The 19,805-nt window shown below is 43.0% G+C and carries 17 protein-coding genes; 12 read left to right on the plus strand and 5 right to left on the minus strand.

From position 1 onward, the window contains the following. Positions 1–30 precede the first annotated feature (30 nt). Complete coding sequence (gene hppD / locus FOR85_RS01670) at positions 31–1,143, minus strand: 4-hydroxyphenylpyruvate dioxygenase (RefSeq protein ID WP_144296438.1); 1,113 nt, start codon at positions 1,141–1,143, stop codon at positions 31–33. Between the two features lie 154 nt (positions 1,144–1,297). Between hppD and FOR85_RS01675 the strand changes: the two genes are divergently transcribed. The 4 genes from FOR85_RS01675 (at position 1,298) to FOR85_RS01690 (ending at position 5,814) form a co-directional block, all read left to right on the plus strand. Next, complete coding sequence (locus tag FOR85_RS01675; RefSeq protein WP_144296439.1) at positions 1,298–2,227, plus strand: LysR family transcriptional regulator; 930 nt, start codon at positions 1,298–1,300, stop codon at positions 2,225–2,227. A 177-nt stretch (positions 2,228–2,404) separates the two neighbouring features. Beyond that, positions 2,405–3,601: an amino acid aminotransferase gene (locus tag FOR85_RS01680; protein WP_144296440.1), complete on the plus strand. Its 1,197-nt coding sequence runs from the start codon at positions 2,405–2,407 to the stop codon at positions 3,599–3,601. A gap of 201 nt (positions 3,602–3,802) precedes the next feature. Then, positions 3,803–5,104 (plus strand): fumarylacetoacetase, encoded by a 1,302-nt coding sequence (fahA, locus tag FOR85_RS01685; RefSeq protein WP_144296441.1) that lies wholly within the window; start codon positions 3,803–3,805, stop codon positions 5,102–5,104. Between the two features lie 134 nt (positions 5,105–5,238). Next, positions 5,239–5,814 carry a VOC family protein gene (locus FOR85_RS01690; RefSeq protein WP_068405592.1) on the plus strand — a complete coding sequence of 192 codons (576 nt, stop codon included), beginning with the start codon at positions 5,239–5,241 and terminating at the stop codon, positions 5,812–5,814. Positions 5,815–5,881: 67 nt separating this feature from the next. On the opposite strand, the gene FOR85_RS01695 is transcribed toward FOR85_RS01690, so the two are convergent. Then, positions 5,882–6,751, minus strand: a complete 870-nt coding sequence (locus tag FOR85_RS01695) for an IclR family transcriptional regulator (RefSeq protein ID WP_144296442.1) — start codon at positions 6,749–6,751, stop codon at positions 5,882–5,884. Positions 6,752–6,838: 87 nt separating this feature from the next. On the opposite strand from FOR85_RS01695, the gene maiA reads away from it, so the two are divergent. After that, complete coding sequence (maiA, locus tag FOR85_RS01700; RefSeq protein WP_223808463.1) at positions 6,839–7,480, plus strand: maleylacetoacetate isomerase; 642 nt, start codon at positions 6,839–6,841, stop codon at positions 7,478–7,480. Between the two features lie 83 nt (positions 7,481–7,563). On the opposite strand, the gene FOR85_RS01705 is transcribed toward maiA, so the two are convergent. Continuing rightward, positions 7,564–7,809, minus strand: a complete 246-nt coding sequence (locus FOR85_RS01705; RefSeq protein ID WP_144296444.1) for a hypothetical protein — start codon at positions 7,807–7,809, stop codon at positions 7,564–7,566. Between the two features lie 359 nt (positions 7,810–8,168). Between FOR85_RS01705 and dinB the strand changes: the two genes are divergently transcribed. From dinB to infA, 7 genes are all read left to right on the plus strand, one after another. Beyond that, entirely contained in the window at positions 8,169–9,254 is a 1,086-nt protein-coding gene (dinB, locus tag FOR85_RS01710) for a DNA polymerase IV (protein WP_144296445.1), read from the plus strand. 267 nt (positions 9,255–9,521) lie between these two features. Next, on the plus strand, positions 9,522–10,685 hold the full coding sequence (gene queA / locus FOR85_RS01715; RefSeq protein WP_144296462.1) for a tRNA preQ1(34) S-adenosylmethionine ribosyltransferase-isomerase QueA: 1,164 nt from the start codon (positions 9,522–9,524) through the stop codon (positions 10,683–10,685). Positions 10,686–10,803: 118 nt separating this feature from the next. Beyond that, entirely contained in the window at positions 10,804–12,618 is a 1,815-nt protein-coding gene (locus FOR85_RS01720; protein ID WP_144296446.1) for a FimV family protein, read from the plus strand. Between the two features lie 57 nt (positions 12,619–12,675). Further along, the gene (locus FOR85_RS01725; RefSeq protein ID WP_144296447.1) at positions 12,676–14,340 is read left to right on the plus strand and encodes a FimV/HubP family polar landmark protein; all 1,665 of its coding nucleotides are present in this window, start codon (positions 12,676–12,678) and stop codon (positions 14,338–14,340) included. Between the two features lie 160 nt (positions 14,341–14,500). Continuing rightward, positions 14,501–15,586, plus strand: a complete 1,086-nt coding sequence (locus FOR85_RS01730) for an asparaginase (protein ID WP_144296448.1) — start codon at positions 14,501–14,503, stop codon at positions 15,584–15,586. 37 nt (positions 15,587–15,623) lie between these two features. Continuing rightward, positions 15,624–16,496, plus strand: a complete 873-nt coding sequence (gene truA / locus FOR85_RS01735) for a tRNA pseudouridine(38-40) synthase TruA (RefSeq protein ID WP_223808462.1) — start codon at positions 15,624–15,626, stop codon at positions 16,494–16,496. Between the two features lie 143 nt (positions 16,497–16,639). Beyond that, complete coding sequence (gene infA / locus FOR85_RS01740; protein ID WP_021814850.1) at positions 16,640–16,861, plus strand: translation initiation factor IF-1; 222 nt, start codon at positions 16,640–16,642, stop codon at positions 16,859–16,861. A 230-nt stretch (positions 16,862–17,091) separates the two neighbouring features. Here the strand turns inward: infA and FOR85_RS01745 are convergent, their stop codons facing one another. Next, a complete protein-coding gene (locus FOR85_RS01745; protein WP_144296449.1) occupies positions 17,092–18,357 on the minus strand; it encodes a L,D-transpeptidase family protein in 1,266 nt (421 codons plus the stop codon). Positions 18,358–18,651: 294 nt separating this feature from the next. Further along, entirely contained in the window at positions 18,652–19,755 is a 1,104-nt protein-coding gene (leuB, locus tag FOR85_RS01750) for a 3-isopropylmalate dehydrogenase (RefSeq protein ID WP_144296450.1), read from the minus strand. Positions 19,756–19,805 lie beyond the last annotated feature (50 nt).

Genomic DNA, 19,805 nt, shown 5'->3' on the forward strand with positions numbered 1-19,805 from the left:
TTATTATACTTATAAACGATTAAGCTAAAACTATGGCGTTTCAGTTTCTGGCTGACCAATCGCGCCGCGTCGGACTTGGTCACGCTCGATGGATTCAAACAAGGCTTTAAAGTTACCTTCACCAAAGCCTTCTTCATAATCGCCTTTACGCTGGATAAATTCGAAAAATACGGGGCTACCAAGGATGGTTTCAGAGAAAATCTGTAGCAATAAGCGTGGCGTACCGCCTTCTGTGGTACCGTCTAACAAGATGCCGCGCATTTGTAGTTCAGCGACATTCTCGCCGTGGTTTGGTAAGCGCTCATCCAGCATTTGGTAATAGGTATCATTTGGCGCTGTCATCAGCGGGATACCCATGTCTCTTAATTTGTCGATGCTAGACAATAAGTCATCACTCAATAGCGCGATATGCTGGATACCTTCGCCATTAAATTGCATCAAGTACTCTTCAATTTGCCCACCGCCCTGCTTTGATTCTTCGTTTAATGGAATACGAATTTTGCCGTCAGGCGCGGTCATCGCTTTACTGGTCAGACCCGTATACTCACCGGTGATATCAAAATAACGGATTTCGCGGAAGTTAAAGATACGCTCGTAGAAGTCGGCCCAATATGCCATGCGACCACGGTAGACATTATGAGTTAAATGATCGATAACCTTGAAGCCAAAGCCTTTTGGATGCTTGTCGACGCTCGGTAGGTATTCAAAATCGATATCATAGATAGAATTGCCATCGCTAAAGCGGTCAATGAGATAAATAAGTGAGCCGCCGATACCTTTAATCGCTGGTAGGCGCAGCTCCATCACCCCTGTAGGCACGTCTACTGGTTCAGCACCGTTTTCGATAGCAAGCTCATACGCTTGCTGCGCATTTTTTACTCGAAAGCCCATGCTACAAGCGCCCGCGCCATGCTCACCTAAGAAATAGCTGCCATGGCTTTTTGGCTCACGGTTTAAAATAAGGTTGATATCGCCTTGGCGAAACAAGGCCACATCTTTTGAGCGGTGATTGGCAATATGAGTAAAGCCAAGGTTGCGAAATAGCGTTTCGACAAGCTCAGGCTCAGGTGAGACAAACTCAACGAAATCAAATCCTTGCAAGCCCATTGGGTTATCAAATAAATCTGCCTTTAACTCTGACATTGTCATCATCCTTAATTTCAATTGGTGGTATACATCACTAAAAATTAGCAAAAAATAAGTTTCATCAAACATTCCTATTGACGAGTGATTTATATTAGATTAGCTTGATTTATAAGACTAATCGTATTTTTCGATTTATTTATCAGGTTTACTTATGAATATCAGTATTCGCCAATTGAGCGCTTTTATCAGCGTCGCCGACAATGGCAGTTTTACCCGCGCTAGCGAGCAGATGCATTTGACCCAATCTGCCGTCAGTGGTTTGATTAAAGAATTAGAATCCAGCCTTGGTATCGTGCTATTTGACCGCACCACCCGCCAGCTGTCATTATCCGTCGTTGGTCATCATTTATTACCGCAAGCGCGACGTATTTTAAATGAGATGCAGCTATTTGAAAATGAAGCCAGTAGCTTGACAAGTTTGGCGCAAGGACAAGTCAGACTTGCGGTGTCGCAATTTGCTGCCTCCTCCATGCCAGCCGTTATTGCTCAATTTGCTAAAGCATATCCAGATATCAGCGTGTCTTTACTTGATTGCTCAGCAGAAAATGTTTTAGAACATATTCAAAACATCGAGGTAGATTTGGGCGTCGGTACTGAGCGTGGCTTTACGGAGCCTGACGATGACATCAGCGCCGATTTATTATATCAGCTGCCGTTTTGTGTGGTAATGCCAGATAACCATGCGCTGGCGCAAAAATCAGAAGTCATTTGGCAGGATTTAGTAGACACGCCGCTTATTACCTTGCAAGGGCCATTTATCGAGCAAGTCACCGCTGAGCTTGATGAGGAAATCGCCAGCCATATTCAGCAGGCGCGCTATAAAGTCAACTTTATGTCCACCGCCCTTGAGATGACCCGCCAAGGTTTTGGCATTACCTTGTGCTTGCCTTATATGCCAGAGGTGATAGATTGGGTAAGCGCCAATGGTTTGCAGATGCGCCCGTTGGCACAGCCGGTTAAAATGCGCCGATTCTTTATTTATCAACGCTCGTCACGCGCTTTATCGCCCGCCAGTATTGCTTTTAAGCAATTTTTGCAAACTTACTTTGCCAGCCACTTTGACGATTTACAGCGGTTTTAATGGCAATCAAAGCACTTATTATTTCAGTTTGGCAAAGGCTAAAATCTGTCCAAAAACTTGCTAATAAACAAAAAAATGCGTTAATTAATCAGTATCGCTGAATCTAACATTGAGTTAATCGCCAAACTGGTTTATGCTTTTTAACGCCTTAACTCATCTCCCTTGTAAGGAAATAAAATGTTTGAACGTATCGATTATTATGCCGGTGACCCGATTTTAGGATTGATGGACAAATTTGCCGCTGACACCAATCCAGATAAAGTAAATTTGGGTGTGGGCGTTTATTATGATGAGGATGGCAAATTGCCTGTCCTTGAATGTGTCAAAACGGCTGAGCAGCGCATTGCTGACCCTATCTCGCCTCGTCCTTACTTGCCAATGGCTGGTTTGCCAGGGCACCGTAAAGGCTGTCAGGAATTGCTGTTTGGTAAAGACGCGCAAATCTTACAAGACGGTTTGGTAGCAACCATCGCCACTATCGGTGGTTCTGGCGCATTAAAAGTCGGCGCAGAATTTATCCATGAATGGTTCCCACAATCCAAATGCTACGTCAGCGACCCAACGTGGGGCAATCACATTGCAATCTTTGAAGGCTCTGACGTCGAGGTCGGTAAATATCCGTACTACGACAAAGCAACCAGCAGTGTTAAGTTTGATGAAATGATTGCATTTTTTGAAACTTTGAACAAAAATGATGTTGTCTTGCTGCACCCTTGCTGCCATAACCCAACCGGTATGGATTTGACTCGTGAACAGTGGGATACCGCGCTAACTGTTATTAAAGCGCGTGAATTGATTCCATTTATGGACATCGCCTACCAAGGCTTTGGTAAAGACATGGACAGCGACGCTTACGCGATTCGTAAAGCAGTCGAGATGGGTCTACCCGTATTTGTCAGTAACTCATTTTCTAAAAACTTATCGCTATACGGTGAGCGTGTCGGCGGTCTGTCGGTCGTGTGCCCAAGCACTGACGAAGCGGAGCGCGTCTTTGGTCAGCTAAATGCAACCGTGCGTCGCATCTACTCAAGCCCACCATCACATGGCGGCCGCGTGGTCGATATCGTCATGAACGACGAAGCGCTACATGAGCAATGGGTTGGCGAAGTTTATGCCATGCGTGACCGTATCAAAGCCATGCGCTTAAAGCTCAAATCGGTCTTAGAAGAAAAAGTCCCCGGCCGTGACTTCGATTATTTAACTGAGCAAAACGGCATGTTTAGCTTTACCGGTCTGACGCCTGAACAAGTTGAAAAACTCCAAAGCAAATATGGTATCTACATGGTTTCAAACTCACGTATGTGTGTGGCGGGCTTAAACAGCAGTAATATCGATTATGTTGCCAATGCCATGGCTGACGTTTTAAAAGACTAACTCTCTAGCGTAATTTAAAAAAAACATGTGATTAAAAAGGTTGAGTTATGACTCAGCCTTTTTTTATGTCTGCCACTTTCTAAAAAACTGTATAAAAAACACTGCACAAAAAACCTTGCAATCTATTTGGCTATAAATTACATTATACGTAAATAGTTAATTATAACGTAATTCAATACACGCTTTAGCAAGGAGCACCTCATGTCAACGATTGACAAAAACCTCACCTCATTTATCGATATTGCCGCCGATTCTGACTTCTCTATTCATAACCTGCCTTATGGTATTTTTAGTGATGCTAAAGACGTTACTGGTAATAACAATCGTCGCGCAGGTGTTGCTATTGGCGAGCACGTTTTAGACTTATCAATACTCGAAGCAGAAGGATTATTAAGTTTGACTGGCGGCCCCTATTTTGATCAGCCAACCCTAAACGCCTTTATTGATTCTGGTCGCGATAATTGGACCAAGGCGCGCAGCACCATTCAAACCTTATTGTCTGCTGATATTGACACACTGCGCGACAACAAAGACTTGCAGGCAAAAGCGCTGTTTAAGCAAGCAGACGTCACCATGCATCTGCCTGTTCACGTACCAGGTTTTACCGATTTTTACTCCTCTAAAGAGCACGCTACCAATGTCGGTACCATGTTCCGTGACCCAAAAAACGCTCTACTAGCTAACTGGACTGAAATGCCCGTCGGTTATAATGGCCGCGCTAGCACCGTCATCGTTAGTGGCACCGATGTGATACGCCCATCAGGTCAGCTAAAGCCCAATGCTGATGAACGTCCTATTTTCTCGCCTTGTAAGCGTCTAGATTTTGAGCTTGAAACCGCTTTTGTCGTTGGTCGCGGCAATGATATCGGTCAACCGATCGCAGTCGATGCAGCCGCGGATCATATCTTTGGCATGGTTTTGCTCAACGATTGGTCAGCTCGCGACATTCAAAAATGGGAATACGTACCTTTAGGCCCCTTTAATGCCAAGACCTTTGCCTCTGAGGTATCTCCTTGGATTGTGACCATGGATGCGTTAGCACCTTTTAAGACTGCATGCCCAACGCAAGAACCAAAACCACTGGCTTATCTCAATGAAAAAGACAGTAACAATAGCTTTGATATCAATTTATCAGTCGAGCTGTTGCCTGAGAATAGCGATGAAGCAACGGTAGTTTGTGAGACCAACTTTAAATATATGTATTGGTCAATGGCGCAGCAGCTCACCCACCACACCATCACTGGTTGTAAAGTAGAAGTCGGCGACATGATGGGCTCAGGGACGATTTCGGGACCGACGCCAGACTCTTATGGCTCAATGTTAGAGATTGCTTGGAATGCCACCAAACCCGTCACTTTAAAAGGCGGCGAAACGCGCAGCTTTATCGAAGATGGCGATACTGTGATTATGAAAGGCTATAGCGAAAAAGACGGCATTCGTGTTGGCTTTGGTGAAGTACGCGGCAAAGTACTGCCTGCGCTTAGCTTTGATTTTGACAAATAGGCCTATTTCATAAAGTAATTACAAATCAGACAAGCGTAAAAAAATTACTTAGGCTGTTAGACAATTATCACCACTTAGTTTAGCGAAGTGCTGGCAGCCAATTAAGTTGGACGCTTTATCAAAAGGAGTTTGATATGAGTTTTAAAATTGAAAAAATCCATCACGTGGCCTATCGCTGCAAGGATGCTAAAGAAACCGTTGAATGGTATAAAAAATATCTCAATATGGATTTTATCTTAGCATTCGCTGAGGACCATGTCCCCTCGACCAAAGCCTTTGACCCTTATATGCATGTATTTTTAGATGCCGGTAATGGCAATGTCTTGGCGTTTTTTGAAGTACCCAATCAGCCTGAAATGGGCTTTGACCCCAATACACCAAACTGGGTGCAACACTTAGCCATGAAGGTAAAAGACCGGGATGCCTTAATGGCTGCAAAAAAGCATTTAGAAGAAAATGGCATCGACGTAGTCGGCGTGACCAATCACGGTATTTTTCATTCTATCTATTTCTTTGATCCTAATGGCCATCGTATGGAACTTACCTACGATGATAGTACCTCAGAAGAAAAAGTCTCGATGATTACAGAAGAGATGAAACACGAGATGCTAGATGAATGGTCGCGCACCAAACGTGCGCCCGTTCATACGCAGTTTTTACATGCAGAAGAACTCGCTGAAGCAAGAGAAGTGGCGCCCGTTGGTGAGTAACAGCGTCAATTTATGCAATAGTTAAAACTTACTTTATTCAGTAGTTAAGTTAAATAGCAAGTTTTGACTAGGCTATTTGATAGCGTCGTGCAATGGCTAGTATTTGCTCAACCACGTTATGTTGCTCATTCATTGGTAACTGCTCGGTGGTACCAATGATAGTAATAGCATATTCTAATGGCAAGCTTTCAGCAGATGGTTTGTCATTAGCCGTTAGCTGATTATTGCTAAGCGGCTGATTAGTGGTCGAGGTTTTGATTTCTAGTTGCGGCACAAGCACTGGAATGGTAATGGCATTAATCCCCATTAACATATCGCCAGTGACCGTAGCATAGCCTTGGGTACGAATGTTGGCGCGCAACTGGTTAAAATTCTGCCATTGCTCTACGATAGTGTCTTTATCATTTGTCTGCCATTCAGCGATAACCAATGGCTTAATAATCGTTTCTGGCTGATAACTGGCAAACAGCTGCCCTGTCGCTGATGTCGTCAATGGCATACGCGAGCCAATACGAGTGATGATACTAATCGGGCTGTCTGGCTCAACCGATTGAATGATAATCGGACCTTCGCTAAACCATTTGGCAATTTGAACCGCACAGTTTACCGTGTCTTTAATCTCTGTTGCCACATGCGTCAGGCGCTCTAATAGGTTGTGTTGATTGAAGTCCGCATGCCCAAGCGAATTTCCTCGAGCGCCAAGCCCATAACGCCCATCACTGAGCTTACGTGCATAATTTTTACGAATAAGACTGACCAAGTAGCGATGACACTTTGCCGGATGCATCTGTACAGCTTGAGCGATGTCTTTTAGCATCATAGGTTCGTTGTGATTGATTAGAACGTCTAATACTGACAATCCAATTTCAAGTGACTGCACGCCACCTTGGTTTTTATTGCTAGTAGGATTGTCTGTCAGGTTTTCAGATACGGGCATGTTTTGCTCAATTAATTATTTACTTTATCAATAATTATACCCATTTATATAACCAACAAGACAACATAATAAAAGGAATAAATAATGATGACACTTTATGGCTATTTTCGCAGCAGTACGTCTTACCGTACGCGTATCGCGATGAACCTAAAAGGCTTAGATTATGACTATATTGCGGTTAATTTGGCACAAGATGAACAATTAAAAAGCGAATTTTTAGCACTTAATCCTCAAGGGTTGGTGCCTGTTTTACAAGCCGATGATTTACTGTTATTTCAAAGTCCCGCTATTTTAGAGTGGTTGGAAGAGGTTTATCCTAAAAATCCATTATTGCCTAAAGACGCTGCGGGGCGCATGCAAGTACGGGCGTTAAGCGCAATGATTGGTTGTGATATTCATCCGCTTAATAACCGCCGTGTTTTACAATATTTACGCAATGAGCTGTCGGTAGAGGCTGAGGTCATAAAATGGTGTAATCGCTGGATAAGTGAGGGTTTTGCTGCGTTAGAAAAACGCTTGGTCGCTGACAAAACTCGCGGGAAATTTTGCTACGGCGACAGCCCGAGCTTTGCAGATTGTTATTTAATCCCGCAAGTTTCTTCGGCGCGGCGTTTTGAAGTGGACTTAAATCCTTATCCAAATATTGTCCAAATCGACGCCCATTGCCGTACGCTAAAAGCCTTTGCTGACGCCGACCCTATGCAGCAACCTGATGCATCAAACGCTTAGCCTTAGAGAAACAGCCTCTAAAAAAGGACTGCCCTTAATTTAGAGGTTATTAAATAGGGATAGCTTTCTATTTATTTCGCTGCTCAAATCTTCATCTCTTTTTGCGTGACCGCCACTATCTTAATAGGTACCGCACATAGCCATGACATGCCGCCACTACAATAAAAGCAGCCATTTTTAAATGACACAATATAGGCGGTAAAATCATTACCACATTGATCCTTTATCGCCTGCTCATCACTTTCATCATCGACCGTACACCATACGCGCTTATAACCTCGTTTAAGTAGCGCGCGGGTTAAATCGCTCCCTTTTAGCTCATTATTCATACCAAGCCCCTCAGCTATCCTGCTTTAGCATTACTTAATCCATAAGAATGACGCGAGCTCTAACAACTTCCTATTTTATTAAAAACAATACAACATATGTCGTTAAATTAATTAACAACTCATTATTTTGTTAGAAACTCTAGTGTAAAACTTTAGTAGCAAAACTGTAACATAAAAAAACAATACTCCCGACAGACGGTAGGTATTTAAGGACAAGCGGTATAAATTTGTAATTTTTACAAGATGCGCCTTATGCAAGGATAAGTAAAATAATGAGCCCAAAATTAAGCTCAGTCTTTTATAATTTCTATTAGCAATAGAGGCTAAAACCTATAATAAAATCAGGTAAAATAGTGGTTATGACCGCTCTTATTCAACCTACCCCTCGTAAAATTATTCATATCGATATGGATGCTTTTTATGCCAGTGTGGAACAACGCGACTTTCCTGAACTACGCGGCAAGCCCTTAGTCGTTGGCGGAGATCCAAATGGTCGCGGCGTGGTTGCGGCGGCAAGCTATGAGGTGCGTCAGTTTGGTGTACGCTCCGCCATGTCGTGTTATGAGGCGCGTAAACGTTGCCCAGATGTCATATTTGTGCAGCCGCGTTTTGATGTCTACCGCGCGGTCAGTCAAGATATTCGCCGTATTATGCACCGTTTAACGCCGCAAGTTGAGCCATTATCGTTAGATGAGGCCTATCTTGATGTGACAGGATTGAACGTACATCACGGCTCAGCCACGCTAATGGCAAATTGGCTACGGGCACAGATTTTAGTGCAGACGGGGCTTAATGCATCTGCAGGCGTGTCATTTAATAAAATGCTCGCCAAGATTGCCTCTGATATTAACAAACCTAATGGTACGGCAGTTATCACGCCAGCGGAGGCCGACGCCTTTATTAGCGCGTTGCCCATTGAGCGTTTTCACGGTATTGGTAAAGCGACTGCTCGGCGCTTGCATGCGATGGGTATCAGTAATGGCGCTGATCTACGACGCACGCCCGCGGCACTATTGGTCAATGAATTTGGCAAGCGCGGTCAGTTTTATCACGACATCGCTCATGGCCGTGACGAACGCCCCGTTAAATCACAGCGTACGCACAAGTCGGTTGGCTCTGAGACGACTTTTAGGGATAATTTGAATCACGATGACGAGCTACGCAGACAAATCTATGAGCAAAATACCGACGCCTTTAATCAGTTACGCAAAAAACAGCTCATCGCCTATACCATTACCCTTAAAATAAAATATGCTGACTTTACTCAGGTTACGCGCTCACATACCTTATCTACCGCTTTTGATAGTGCCGAATCTGCCCATTACTGGCTTGATAAGTTGTTTTCAGATATTCCGCGCTTACTACCTATTAGGCTTGTCGGGGTGACGTTTTCTTCATTGATGCCTGCTACCCAAATTTTGCCACAGTTAGATTTGTTTGAATAATGGCACTTTACTTGCAGAGATAAAGATAAATTTTAAGTATTTAATAATTACTGCTTAGGCTATTTAATTTATTTTCAGCTTTAATATGAACGGTAGCAGCTGAGGAAAACGTTCTTTCATATCTGCATTTCTGCTACAATTACGTCAAAATCTCCATCTACTGAAAGACTGACTATGACTGATTCTCAACCTGTAAACTTAGATACGACTTGCACCGATACTGCTGAAAAAGATCTTGACAAAAGCAGCGTTAAAAACACTAATAAGATGCTAGATAAAAATGCTGAAACTTTAGAATATCTAAGTGTTGATGATTATGATTATGAACTGCCGGACAGCTTAATTGCCCGTTATCCTTTAGCGCAGCGTTCGGCGTCAAAATTACTATATTTAGCCACCAATCAGCAGAAAGATAGCGACAGCCAGATTATAGACAAACAATTCTCTGAGCTGCCCGATCTGCTAAATGCGGGCGACCTAATTGTCTTTAACGACACCAAAGTCATGAAAGCGCGCTTGTTCGGGCAAAAAGACACGGGCGGTAAGATCGAAGTGCTGATTGAGCGTTTGGTTAACATTTCAGATTTAGATAGCACAGTCTTACAGCTAGAAACGACAGATGGCAAAAGCATTGACCAAGAGCATATCGCCCTTTGTCATGTTAAAGCCAGTAAAGCACCTAAGCTTGGGCAACGGCTAGAGATTGCTGATGGTCATATGCAGGCTGTGGTCATAGGTCGTCAAGAAAACTTATTTATCTTAGCTTTTGAAGCGCCGATTTTGCCAGATTTAGAGCGTTATGGTGAGCTGCCTATTCCGCCCTACTTTGAGCGCCACGCCGATGCGACTGACAATACCCGTTATCAGACCGTTTTTCATGATCCAGCCAAACTTGCCAGCGTTGCTGCACCGACGGCCAGCTTGCATTTTGATAAATTCGTCCTAGATAAGCTGGCTGCTAAAGGCATTCATACTGCTTTTGTTACCTTGCATGTAGGGGCTGGTACGTTTGCGCCAGTCAAAACCGACAACTTACTCAATCACACCATGCATAGCGAATACGCTCATCTGCCTCAAGTTACTGCCGACCTCATCAACCAAACCCATGCTAATGGCAAACAGGTGATTGCAATAGGCACGACAGTGACGCGCGTCCTTGAGACCGCTTATCAAAAAACAGCGGTTAATGGACAAGCGCTTTCTAGCTGGGCGGGCGATACTGATATCTTTATTTATCCTGGGTTCAGATTTGGTGTGATAGATAAACTGCTTACGAATTTTCATTTGCCAAAGTCTACGTTACTCATGTTAGTGTCTGCATTTGCAGGTAAAGCCCCGATTGAACAAGCTTACCAACATGCCATTAATAACTACTATCGATTTTTTAGCTACGGCGACGCCATGTTACTTGATAAAAAAATAAAAGCGTAAGCGCAAACACTAAACAAACAATAAATATATTGTTTATAACGGCGGCGAAATAAACTGGTAAACTAAACGCTATTTTGTTATAACAACATAGTTAATACTTATTTTTAAAGGGCTGCATATGTCTTGTCATTTACCTCATCGCCTGACTACGATACATCGCTCAGTATCAATGGCGCTGCTTTATTCAATCAGTTATGCCGCCCTTATATCTAACGCCCAAGCGGCTACCATGGGTAAGACTGTCATTACCTCAGCTCAGCATGAACCTTTATCAGCCAGTATTGTTGTTAATGACATTCAAACCCCTGATTTCTCCGCGAGTTTAGCTGACCCTACCCTTTATCAGCAAATGGGTTTGACTCCAACAGATTCAATGACGGTTCGTTTTCAGCCTACTTCAGCTACCAGTGGGCAGGTCTTTATTACGACCACAAAACCTGTCTCTAAACCTTTTGCCGATATAGTGCTAACCATTAATGATGGTGCGCAGCGTAGCGTTATCCCTAAAACATTGCTTATGCCGCTCGATGGCAGCTTGTCCATCAATCCTTCAAAAAATAGTGTGACAGCAGCAAGCAAACTTAATCTACCGACTGTTTCTCCTACTAACGCGCAACCATTAACAGTGAGAAAAGGCAATCCGCCTCCATTATTACCCGTCTCTAAGACTCCACCCACTCAATTGCTGGCTTCAAAGCCAAGAGCTATAGAAACCTCTGTCCCTAGCATTCAACTACCGAGCAGCCAAGCCTCGGCATCTCAAGTTAGCAATAGTCAGGCGCTTACAGCAACCAGTTTATCGCCAGTCAGAACGATGACGCAAAATAACGCAACGACTTCTCCTGTCAATCGTTTGAATAATCATGCCGATATAAATAAAGCGCTTACAAACAAAAATATAGCTATGCAGACAAACACCACGCCAAACCCAACTGGTGCTTTAGACAACCATAAAACTGCGCCAATGAATGAGCAAATATTTGATATTCTAAATGTAAAAATTACTCGTCAAATACAGCTTAAGAATAATAAAAACAACGATATTAGTAATAATGCCGTCATGGTCACTGCACCTACTACAGCCACGCCTTATAGCAATGTAGCAACCGATAAAAACAATACTGATAATATAATGACTACGACTACTCTTTTAAATAAAGCACCGTCTAGGGACGTTTCTTACAGTAATGCTTCCACAAACCAAATCGCATCAAAACCTAATATCCTGACAACTGAGCCTTCTATAAAAACGGGCTCTTTAGGCTTAGTAAATACCGCAGCGAATAATGATAATAACTCCAAGATTACCTATACGGTACAACGCAACGATAACTTATGGGTTATTGCCCAGCAAATCGCAGAAAAAAACAATCTTGACGTTCAAACCGTGATGAGTGAGATTCAAGCGCAAAATCCGAAAGCTTTTATTAATAAAAATGCCAATCGGCTCAAGGCCGATGCGCAGTTAAGCCTACCTAAATACGATGTCGTGCCGTCGCAAAAAAAGATACAGACAGCCATCAGCGAACAAAGAAAGCATAGTAGAAAAGCAAATACGCCTGTCATCAAAAAGGATACTATTTCGAAAGCTGCATCCAAAGCACAAACTGAGAAAGCTCAAGCAGCAAAACGCAATGAGACGCCCGCTATAAAGAAAACGCAGAAGCTACCAACCGCCCAGTTTTCTGTGCTCGCTCCTGGTCACGACGGTAGCGCCGATGGCACTAAGGCTAAGGCAGGTATGGCAACGGGCAATGGCCTTAGTACAGACGTATTAGATATTCTTAAGTCATCAAGACAAAGTACCGCAGACCAAGCACAACGTTTATCAAAGACCAACGCTACACTTGGCAGTTATACTAAAAAACTGCAATTACAAAACCAAAAACTGGCGGAGCTACAAGCTCGTCTCGAAAAATTACGCAATCAATAATTACCTAGCCGATCAGTGCCGTATGCTGCAACCATGATCGTAGGTATAGGAGTAACTATGGACAATATGCTATATATTATCGCTGGATTGGTATGTATTGTACTAATAGCAGTCTTGGTAATGCGCAAGAACAAAGCGCAAAAACCACCAGCACAGCAAAGTATCAAAGCAGATAAAGCTGCAACTTTACCGAAACATACTGCCGTTAAAGGTACTAATACTCAAGCTAATGTCAATAGTGATAAGCGATTTGATCATATTGAGATAGCACAGCGTTTTATGGAGCAACAGCGCTATGATAAAGCCATTGAAACTCTCAATCGTGGTCTCGCTGAAAAGCCAAATGATAGCCAGCTAACTCTAAAGCTTCTAGCAGTATACGCAACAATAGACGAGTCTGATAACTTTAATAAAGTCTATGATTCCATTAAAACGCATGGTGATGCCAAAAGCATCGCTCAGGCTGATGACTTAAAAGCATTGCTGACTGAAGAACAAAACCAAGCGGCTGAACGTGCCTTGCCTGCTGATAATAATCAAGACGCTGGCTTTGAAAGTATCGATTTTGATTTACCCGCGAACAAAATCGAGAATACTGATCCAATCATCGATCCTAGTCTTAATGAACAAGCAGCTAATCGTCAAGAATATAAAAACGATTTAACCGCTAGCTCAGACAGCGCATTAGTAAATTCTAATGATTTTGATAATAGCGCGCAAGATTTTGACCTAAGTTTAGATGACTTAGAACAAGATATTGATGAGCCAGCTGCTACTAGTGCCGCACCTGTCATTGAGCTAGATATTGCCGATGAGGAAAGCTTATCAACGTCGACGGTCAGCGGCGCAAATGACAACAATAGCGATAGTGAGCTGGATTTTGACTTCGACTTAGCAGAACAGGATAATACTGCGTCAGAAACCAATGCGTCTTTGTCTAAAAATGATTTAAACAACGCTGATGATGAAATAACATTAGATGATGAAGATTTTGTCTTAGATTTAGCAGACTTAGAGCTAGATACGAGCGAAACTAATGTGAATCTTAATGATGAGCCTATGACAGACGTCAGCTCATTAGAAGATGATCTTACTTTATCTCTCTATAGTATAGATGATAATAACGACACACCTGTTGAAACAGAAACGTTATCAAATGAAACTTCAACCGTTATTGATGATAGCTTGAATGATCTTGAATTTGACAACTTTGTTCTTGAAGACCATCCATCAGAGAATAACCATGTTTTGGAAAGCAATAGCATCGATGAGCTTAGTTTCGCAGATGTGGATACGACAGACAATCAAACGAACGAAACAGTAGCTTCTAGTAACGCGCCAACTACTGGCAGATTCGATGACAATACTTTGATCGATGATAGTTTTGACTTTGACTCTTTAGCAAGCGCTCCAACAGCGACGACGCCAGTCGAGGTTAAAAACGATTATGATGTCAGTAGTGATGTCAATAGCACTAATATGCTAGATAACGTTACTATTGAGACTGAAGTTGAAACCACAGAGGACTTTTCATCACGTTTTGCCGCGGACTTTGATTTTGTTAAAACCTTAGATAGCAATCAAGTCACCTTAGACTTAGCCAGTCAGTATGTGCAATTGGGCGAATATGATAGCGCCAAACGTTTACTGACTGAGGTCATTAACCAAGGTAATAGCGAGCAGCAGAGCCAAGCGCAAGCACTACTAGATCGCACGGCATAAAAAGTAGCATTTTCTTCTATCAGCAAGTATTCTATTAGCATAAGAATACTTGCTGATTTTTTTTGCAGTTAGCTTTTCTACTATTTAACGTGCTAAATTACTCGTATCATCGCCTTTTCCACCACTCCTTGATTGTACCCCTACTATGCCCTCTTCCGCTATGATAAAAACACTTTCTACCCCTATTCAACTCATTTATGCTGGCGGCACTTTTGGCAGTTATGGACGTCCATTAGCGCCATTATCAGCAGACGTTTTTTTGCCAACGCTGCAACAATTATTGGCTGAACACAATGCAGCTACGCACCTAGCGCCCGTATCTTGGTTAAATAACGGTCTGATTAAGGACAGCAGCCAACTTACCCCTCACGATTTTATTCATTTTTATCGGCTGTTATTATCGGCTTATGCACAAGGCCATAAACGCTTTGTTTTAATTACCGGTACAGACACCTTGAGTTACTTAGGGGCTTTTTTGGCTGAAGCTTTTGCTGGCAGCGATGTTTGTGTTGTCGTTACAGGTAGCATGCGCCCCTTACTCGATAGTGAGGTGCTGGATGCTTATACGATTGACGCCCATAGCGACGCTTGGGACAACCTCACCGACGCATTAAAACTGGCGGCAGCTGGTGAGTCAGGCGTGAAGATTAGCTTTAGTGGCGAATCATGGCCGGCGCAAACCGTGCAAAAAATTCATAGCCATGACTTTATGGCGTTTACCGGTCACTCACGAGCGGCATATCCGGCCAATAGTTATATCAAAAGCTTATCAGATACCTTCCGCCAGCATTGGCTAGATGATCAGCAAGCACTGCTCAGCACTATCGAAGCTCGGGCGGAGCAAGCACGCGTTCACGCTTTATATTGTTTGCCAAATGATACGGACGTTTTAAACAATCAGTTGCGTGCCTTATTATCACAGCCGCCTTGTGGCATTATTTTATTAGGTTTTGGCGCTGGTAATGTACCTTACTCGCCAGCTTTAGCAGAAACATTGCAACTGGCTTATGAAAAAGGTCACATGGTGATATGTGCCAGTCAATGCCCGTTTGGCGGCGTTAGTGACACTTATGCGGCGGGCAGTTGGCAATACGATTATCACGTGATTGCCGGTGGCCGCTTAACCATTCCCGCAATTTATGCGCGCTTGCTATGGCTATTGCTGCGTTATGATACTCCGGCCAGACGGCGTCAACGTTGGTTAAATAATGTCAATCAGGCCGGTACTACTATCAAGAAGCGCTAAATAACTATTCACTGTTTATCACTCTATAAGCTTTAACATGACAATACCTGAGATCGAAAACATCAAAAATGACAACATTAAAACTCAAACCGCAACTGAAAACCGAGCAACTTATACCTTAGCCATTGCCATCGAGTTTTTAGGTACAAATTATCATGGTTGGCAACGACAACGAGAAGTGCTTGGCGTCCAAGAAGCGTTAGAAACCGCTATCAGTAAGGTCGCCAATGAGCCAGTAGAAGTGGTAGCAGCGGGGCGTACGGATTCAAGCGTCCATGCCAGCAACATGATTGCGCATTTTGTCACTCATGCTTATCGTCCTACCCATAACTGGCTACGCGGCATCAATAGCTTATTACCGGATGATATTGCTCTACGTTGGGTTCAACCGATGCCCGCTGACTTTCATGCGCGCTTTGGCGCTATTGCCCGCCGTTATCGCTATATCACCCTCAATCAAGCCCAGCGCCCTGCTATTTTAAATCATCAAGTGACTCACATTTATGAGCCACTGGATTTAGCGGCGATGCAATTGGCAGCGGCTGATATTGCCGGTACTCATGATTTTAGTAGCTATCGTGCGGCCGCTTGTCAATCTAATCAGCCTATTCGCCATGTGAGTCACGCCAGACTATTTGCGCATGGGCAGTTTATCGTTTTTGATATCCAAGCGGATGGGTTTTTACATCATATGGTACGCAATCTGATGGGCACACTCTACGCTATCGGCCGACATGAGTTGCCGCCAGCCGCCTTTTTAGATATTTTAGCTAAAAAAGACCGTACCATTGCTCCGCCGACCGCTTCTGGTGATGGCCTGTATTTTATCAATGCCTACTATCCTGAACGCTTTCAACAGTTATTGCCACACGCGCCTTTGACGCCTGTTTGGCTTAACCTGCCTGATTAAATAATGAGCGAACATCGTTAATACAAACAGACATACATATCACTTACAAGCTGTCAAGTAAAAATCAGGTTCTGTATTGCTTTAATCCGCTAACTTGCGTATAATATGGTCTTATTTTTTAATTGATTGATAGATAAAAAATTATGGCAAAAGACGATATTATTGAATTTGAAGGCGAAGTCATCGACACCCTTCCAAATACGTTATTTAAAGTTCGCCTAGAAAACGGACACGAAATCATTGCGCACATTTCAGGTAAGATGCGTAAACACTATATTCGCATTTTAACTGGCGATAAAGTTAAGGTTGAGATGACGCCTTACGACCTATCAAAAGGTCGCATTACTTACCGTGGTAAAAACTAAATTTTTATTACCTAAAGTGGTTATAACTGCATTGATATCAATGTTTGAGTGGTTTAACTGATAATAATAATGATATTGCTAACCTACTCATTATTACCTAGCGAATTTTAGTGTTCTAATATCAGTTTTTTGCTTTTACCATAAAAAATACCGCTATTGTAGCGGTATTTTTTTGTCTTCATTTCAAGCTTTGAGATTTAAAGCCCTATTACTCTATACATAACAACTTCTTATTTAAACTCGACCGTAGCACCATCTTGAATCACACCTAGCAGCGCTAAAGCATCCCAGTTGGTCAGGCGGATACAGCCAGCTGATGCTTGACGGCTGATACGTTCAGGATCGGGTGATCCATGAATGCCATACGATGGTTTGCTAAGGCCAATCCATACCACACCAACGGGATTGTTAGGGCCTGGCGGGATAATAGATTTTTTGCCATTATCGCTAGTATAGGTGTAATTTGGCTCGTGAATTTTGACTTTGACTTTATGCGTACCCGTTGGCGAAGGTGTTGCTGTGCTACCTACTGTGGTTGGATAGCTGGCAACCAGATTGTCACTGTCATCGTATGCATATAGGGTTTGCGTGTCTTTATCAGCGACCACTCGGCTCACTGGTGTTGTATTAGGGTTTCCTGGGTTATAGACAATGATGGTTTCGCCACTTTTAAAGCTGGCATTTGGGTTAAGCGATTTGAGATAATCACGACTGATATGAAATTTTTCGCCCAAGGCTTCAAGGACGCTTTCATAATACATACCATCTAGCTTGGCTTTGGCTTCAGCACTAGCAGGAATTTGGGTAGTTTTGACATTCACATCAGCATCTGTCAGCTGATAACTGACCAATACAGGCTGTGAAGTAAGCGTAGAGTTCTTAGTCAATGCTTGCCACGTCTCTTCATTGACCGCTTCAGTTACTGGTAATCCTTGAGCCTTTTGAAAAGCTTGCATGGCTTTACGCGTGTTTTTGCCCCAATAGCCATCCACTGCTCCCACACCACTATGATTCCAGTTCAGTAGCGCTTGTAATTTGGTACCAACATTACGATCAATTTTGGTATCAGCTTTCCATGTTGCTTCATTTACCTTTTTAGCAGTTTCTGATAGATTTTCTGTACTGTATTCAATTTTGGTTAGTAATTCATTTAGCGAATTTGCGGCTTTGCTATTACCATCTATTTGCTGACTAACACCGTTGGTTACTGGACTAATATCGTTACTATCAGCCATCGTGCTGTCCATCGTATCAGCATCGATACTGTTGCTATTAGTTTGGTTACTAGTAGATTGGTTGCTACTAGTACTCATCTTTGCTTCGGTTCCTGCATTGTTATTATTATCTGTTGTAGTGTCTGTCATACCACTATTAGACGACTTACTCTCATTAGCCGTTTGTGCGCTATTATTAGCATTGCTACTACAACCTACTAATAATGCGGACGCTGTACCCATCGCTATAACAAGGCTGCTAACCTTAAGTAATTGAGACATAAAAAAACTCCCTAAATAATTACCATATATCAAAAAATATCGAAAAATTTATTATAGAAATATATTGCCATAGTCTTGCCACTATTCCCTAACAGCTTTATGTTAATAACTGACTCTTCCTACTGTGCATTTGTTAATAGGGTGAACAAACACACTGATCCGTTTACAATAAGGCATGACTCAATACCATATAACAGAAAAAACCCATAAATTGCTCAGCAACTTATGGGTATAAAATGAACGAGATTAAACTGTAAAAACTACCTTAAAATGGTCTACATTAGATTAGCTGACTTATACCAGTTTAGCCAATACCGCTTGCCCCATCTCTTGACAGCCCACTTGCTTGAGTCCAGCTTCATTGCTGTCTAAAATATCAAGCGTACGCAGACCATCATCAAGCACATCACTGACTGCTTGCTCGATCGCTTGTGCGGCTTCCTCTTGTTTAAAGGTATAACGCAGCATCATAGCGACAGACAAAATAGTCGCCAATGGATTGGCTTTATCTTGCCCAGCGATATCAGGCGCAGAACCATGACATGGCTCATACATCCCTTTGCCCGCCTCATCTAGACTCGCCGATGGTAGCATGCCGATAGAGCCGGTCAGCATCGCCGCTTCATCAGATAAAATATCACCAAACATGTTGCCCGTGACCATGACATCAAACTGCTTAGGGTCTTTGATCAGCTGCATACAAGCATTGTCCGCATACATATGCGATAACGCTACGTCATTATAATCCGCTTGCTGCATCTCAATCATCGTCTGTTTCCACAGCTCGGTGACTTCTAAAACATTGGCTTTATCGATTGAACAAACCTTGGCGGGCGTACCGGCTGCTTGTGCGCGGGTTTTTGCCAACTCAAAAGCAACTTTACCGATACGTTGAATTTCACTGGTGCTATAAACCATGGTGTTATAGCCTTGCTGCTCGCCATTTTCTAGGGTACGAATACCGCGCGGCTCGCCAAAATAAATACCGCCAGTCAATTCACGAACGATTAACAAGTCCAAACCTGAGATAATTTCAGGCTTGATGCTTGAAGCATTAGCAAGCTGCGGATAGAGTTTAGCCACACGCAGATTGGCAAACAAACCAAGCTCGCTACGAATTTTCAGCAGACCACGTTCAGGACGTTTGCTACGTTCGATACCATCCCACTTAGGACCACCAACCGCACCCAATAACACGGCATCTGCTGCGCGCGCACGTTGGAGCGTTTCTTCTGGTAACGGTTCACCCGTTGCATCAACCGCCACACCGCCAATTAATCCAGATTCTAGGGTCAAACCTAAAGCGAACTTATCATTGACAGCATTTAGCACATCAATGGCTTGAGTCATGATTTCAGGGCCGATGCCATCGCCTGCTAATGTTAAAATCGTTGCCATACTAATCCTTGTGGGTAAATGGGGAAGTAAGTTGTTGTTTATGGTATTGC

This window comes from Psychrobacter sp. YGAH215, assembly GCF_007280595.1.
Lineage (GTDB): Bacteria > Pseudomonadota > Gammaproteobacteria > Pseudomonadales > Moraxellaceae > Psychrobacter > Psychrobacter faecalis.

Excerpts from the sequence above, each read along its gene's own strand:
- FOR85_RS01690 (WP_068405592.1), top strand. The coding sequence starts at position 5,239 with ATGAGTTTTAAAATTGAAAAAATCCATCACGTGGCCTATCGCTGCAAG.
- FOR85_RS01745 (WP_144296449.1), bottom strand. The coding sequence starts at position 18,357 with ATGTCTCAATTACTTAAGGTTAGCAGCCTTGTTATAGCGATGGGTACA.
- dinB (WP_144296445.1), top strand. The coding sequence starts at position 8,169 with ATGACCGCTCTTATTCAACCTACCCCTCGTAAAATTATTCATATCGAT.
- maiA (WP_223808463.1), top strand. The coding sequence starts at position 6,839 with ATGACACTTTATGGCTATTTTCGCAGCAGTACGTCTTACCGTACGCGT.
- FOR85_RS01730 (WP_144296448.1), top strand. The coding sequence starts at position 14,501 with ATGATAAAAACACTTTCTACCCCTATTCAACTCATTTATGCTGGCGGC.
- FOR85_RS01705 (WP_144296444.1), bottom strand. The coding sequence starts at position 7,809 with ATGAATAATGAGCTAAAAGGGAGCGATTTAACCCGCGCGCTACTTAAA.
- queA (WP_144296462.1), top strand. The coding sequence starts at position 9,522 with ATGCTAGATAAAAATGCTGAAACTTTAGAATATCTAAGTGTTGATGAT.
- fahA (WP_144296441.1), top strand. The coding sequence starts at position 3,803 with ATGTCAACGATTGACAAAAACCTCACCTCATTTATCGATATTGCCGCC.
- hppD (WP_144296438.1), bottom strand. The coding sequence starts at position 1,143 with ATGTCAGAGTTAAAGGCAGATTTATTTGATAACCCAATGGGCTTGCAA.
- infA (WP_021814850.1), top strand. The coding sequence starts at position 16,640 with ATGGCAAAAGACGATATTATTGAATTTGAAGGCGAAGTCATCGACACC.
- FOR85_RS01725 (WP_144296447.1), top strand. The coding sequence starts at position 12,676 with ATGGACAATATGCTATATATTATCGCTGGATTGGTATGTATTGTACTA.
- truA (WP_223808462.1), top strand. The coding sequence starts at position 15,624 with ATGACAATACCTGAGATCGAAAACATCAAAAATGACAACATTAAAACT.
- leuB (WP_144296450.1), bottom strand. The coding sequence starts at position 19,755 with ATGGCAACGATTTTAACATTAGCAGGCGATGGCATCGGCCCTGAAATC.
- FOR85_RS01680 (WP_144296440.1), top strand. The coding sequence starts at position 2,405 with ATGTTTGAACGTATCGATTATTATGCCGGTGACCCGATTTTAGGATTG.
- FOR85_RS01720 (WP_144296446.1), top strand. The coding sequence starts at position 10,804 with ATGTCTTGTCATTTACCTCATCGCCTGACTACGATACATCGCTCAGTA.
- FOR85_RS01695 (WP_144296442.1), bottom strand. The coding sequence starts at position 6,751 with ATGCCCGTATCTGAAAACCTGACAGACAATCCTACTAGCAATAAAAAC.
- FOR85_RS01675 (WP_144296439.1), top strand. The coding sequence starts at position 1,298 with ATGAATATCAGTATTCGCCAATTGAGCGCTTTTATCAGCGTCGCCGAC.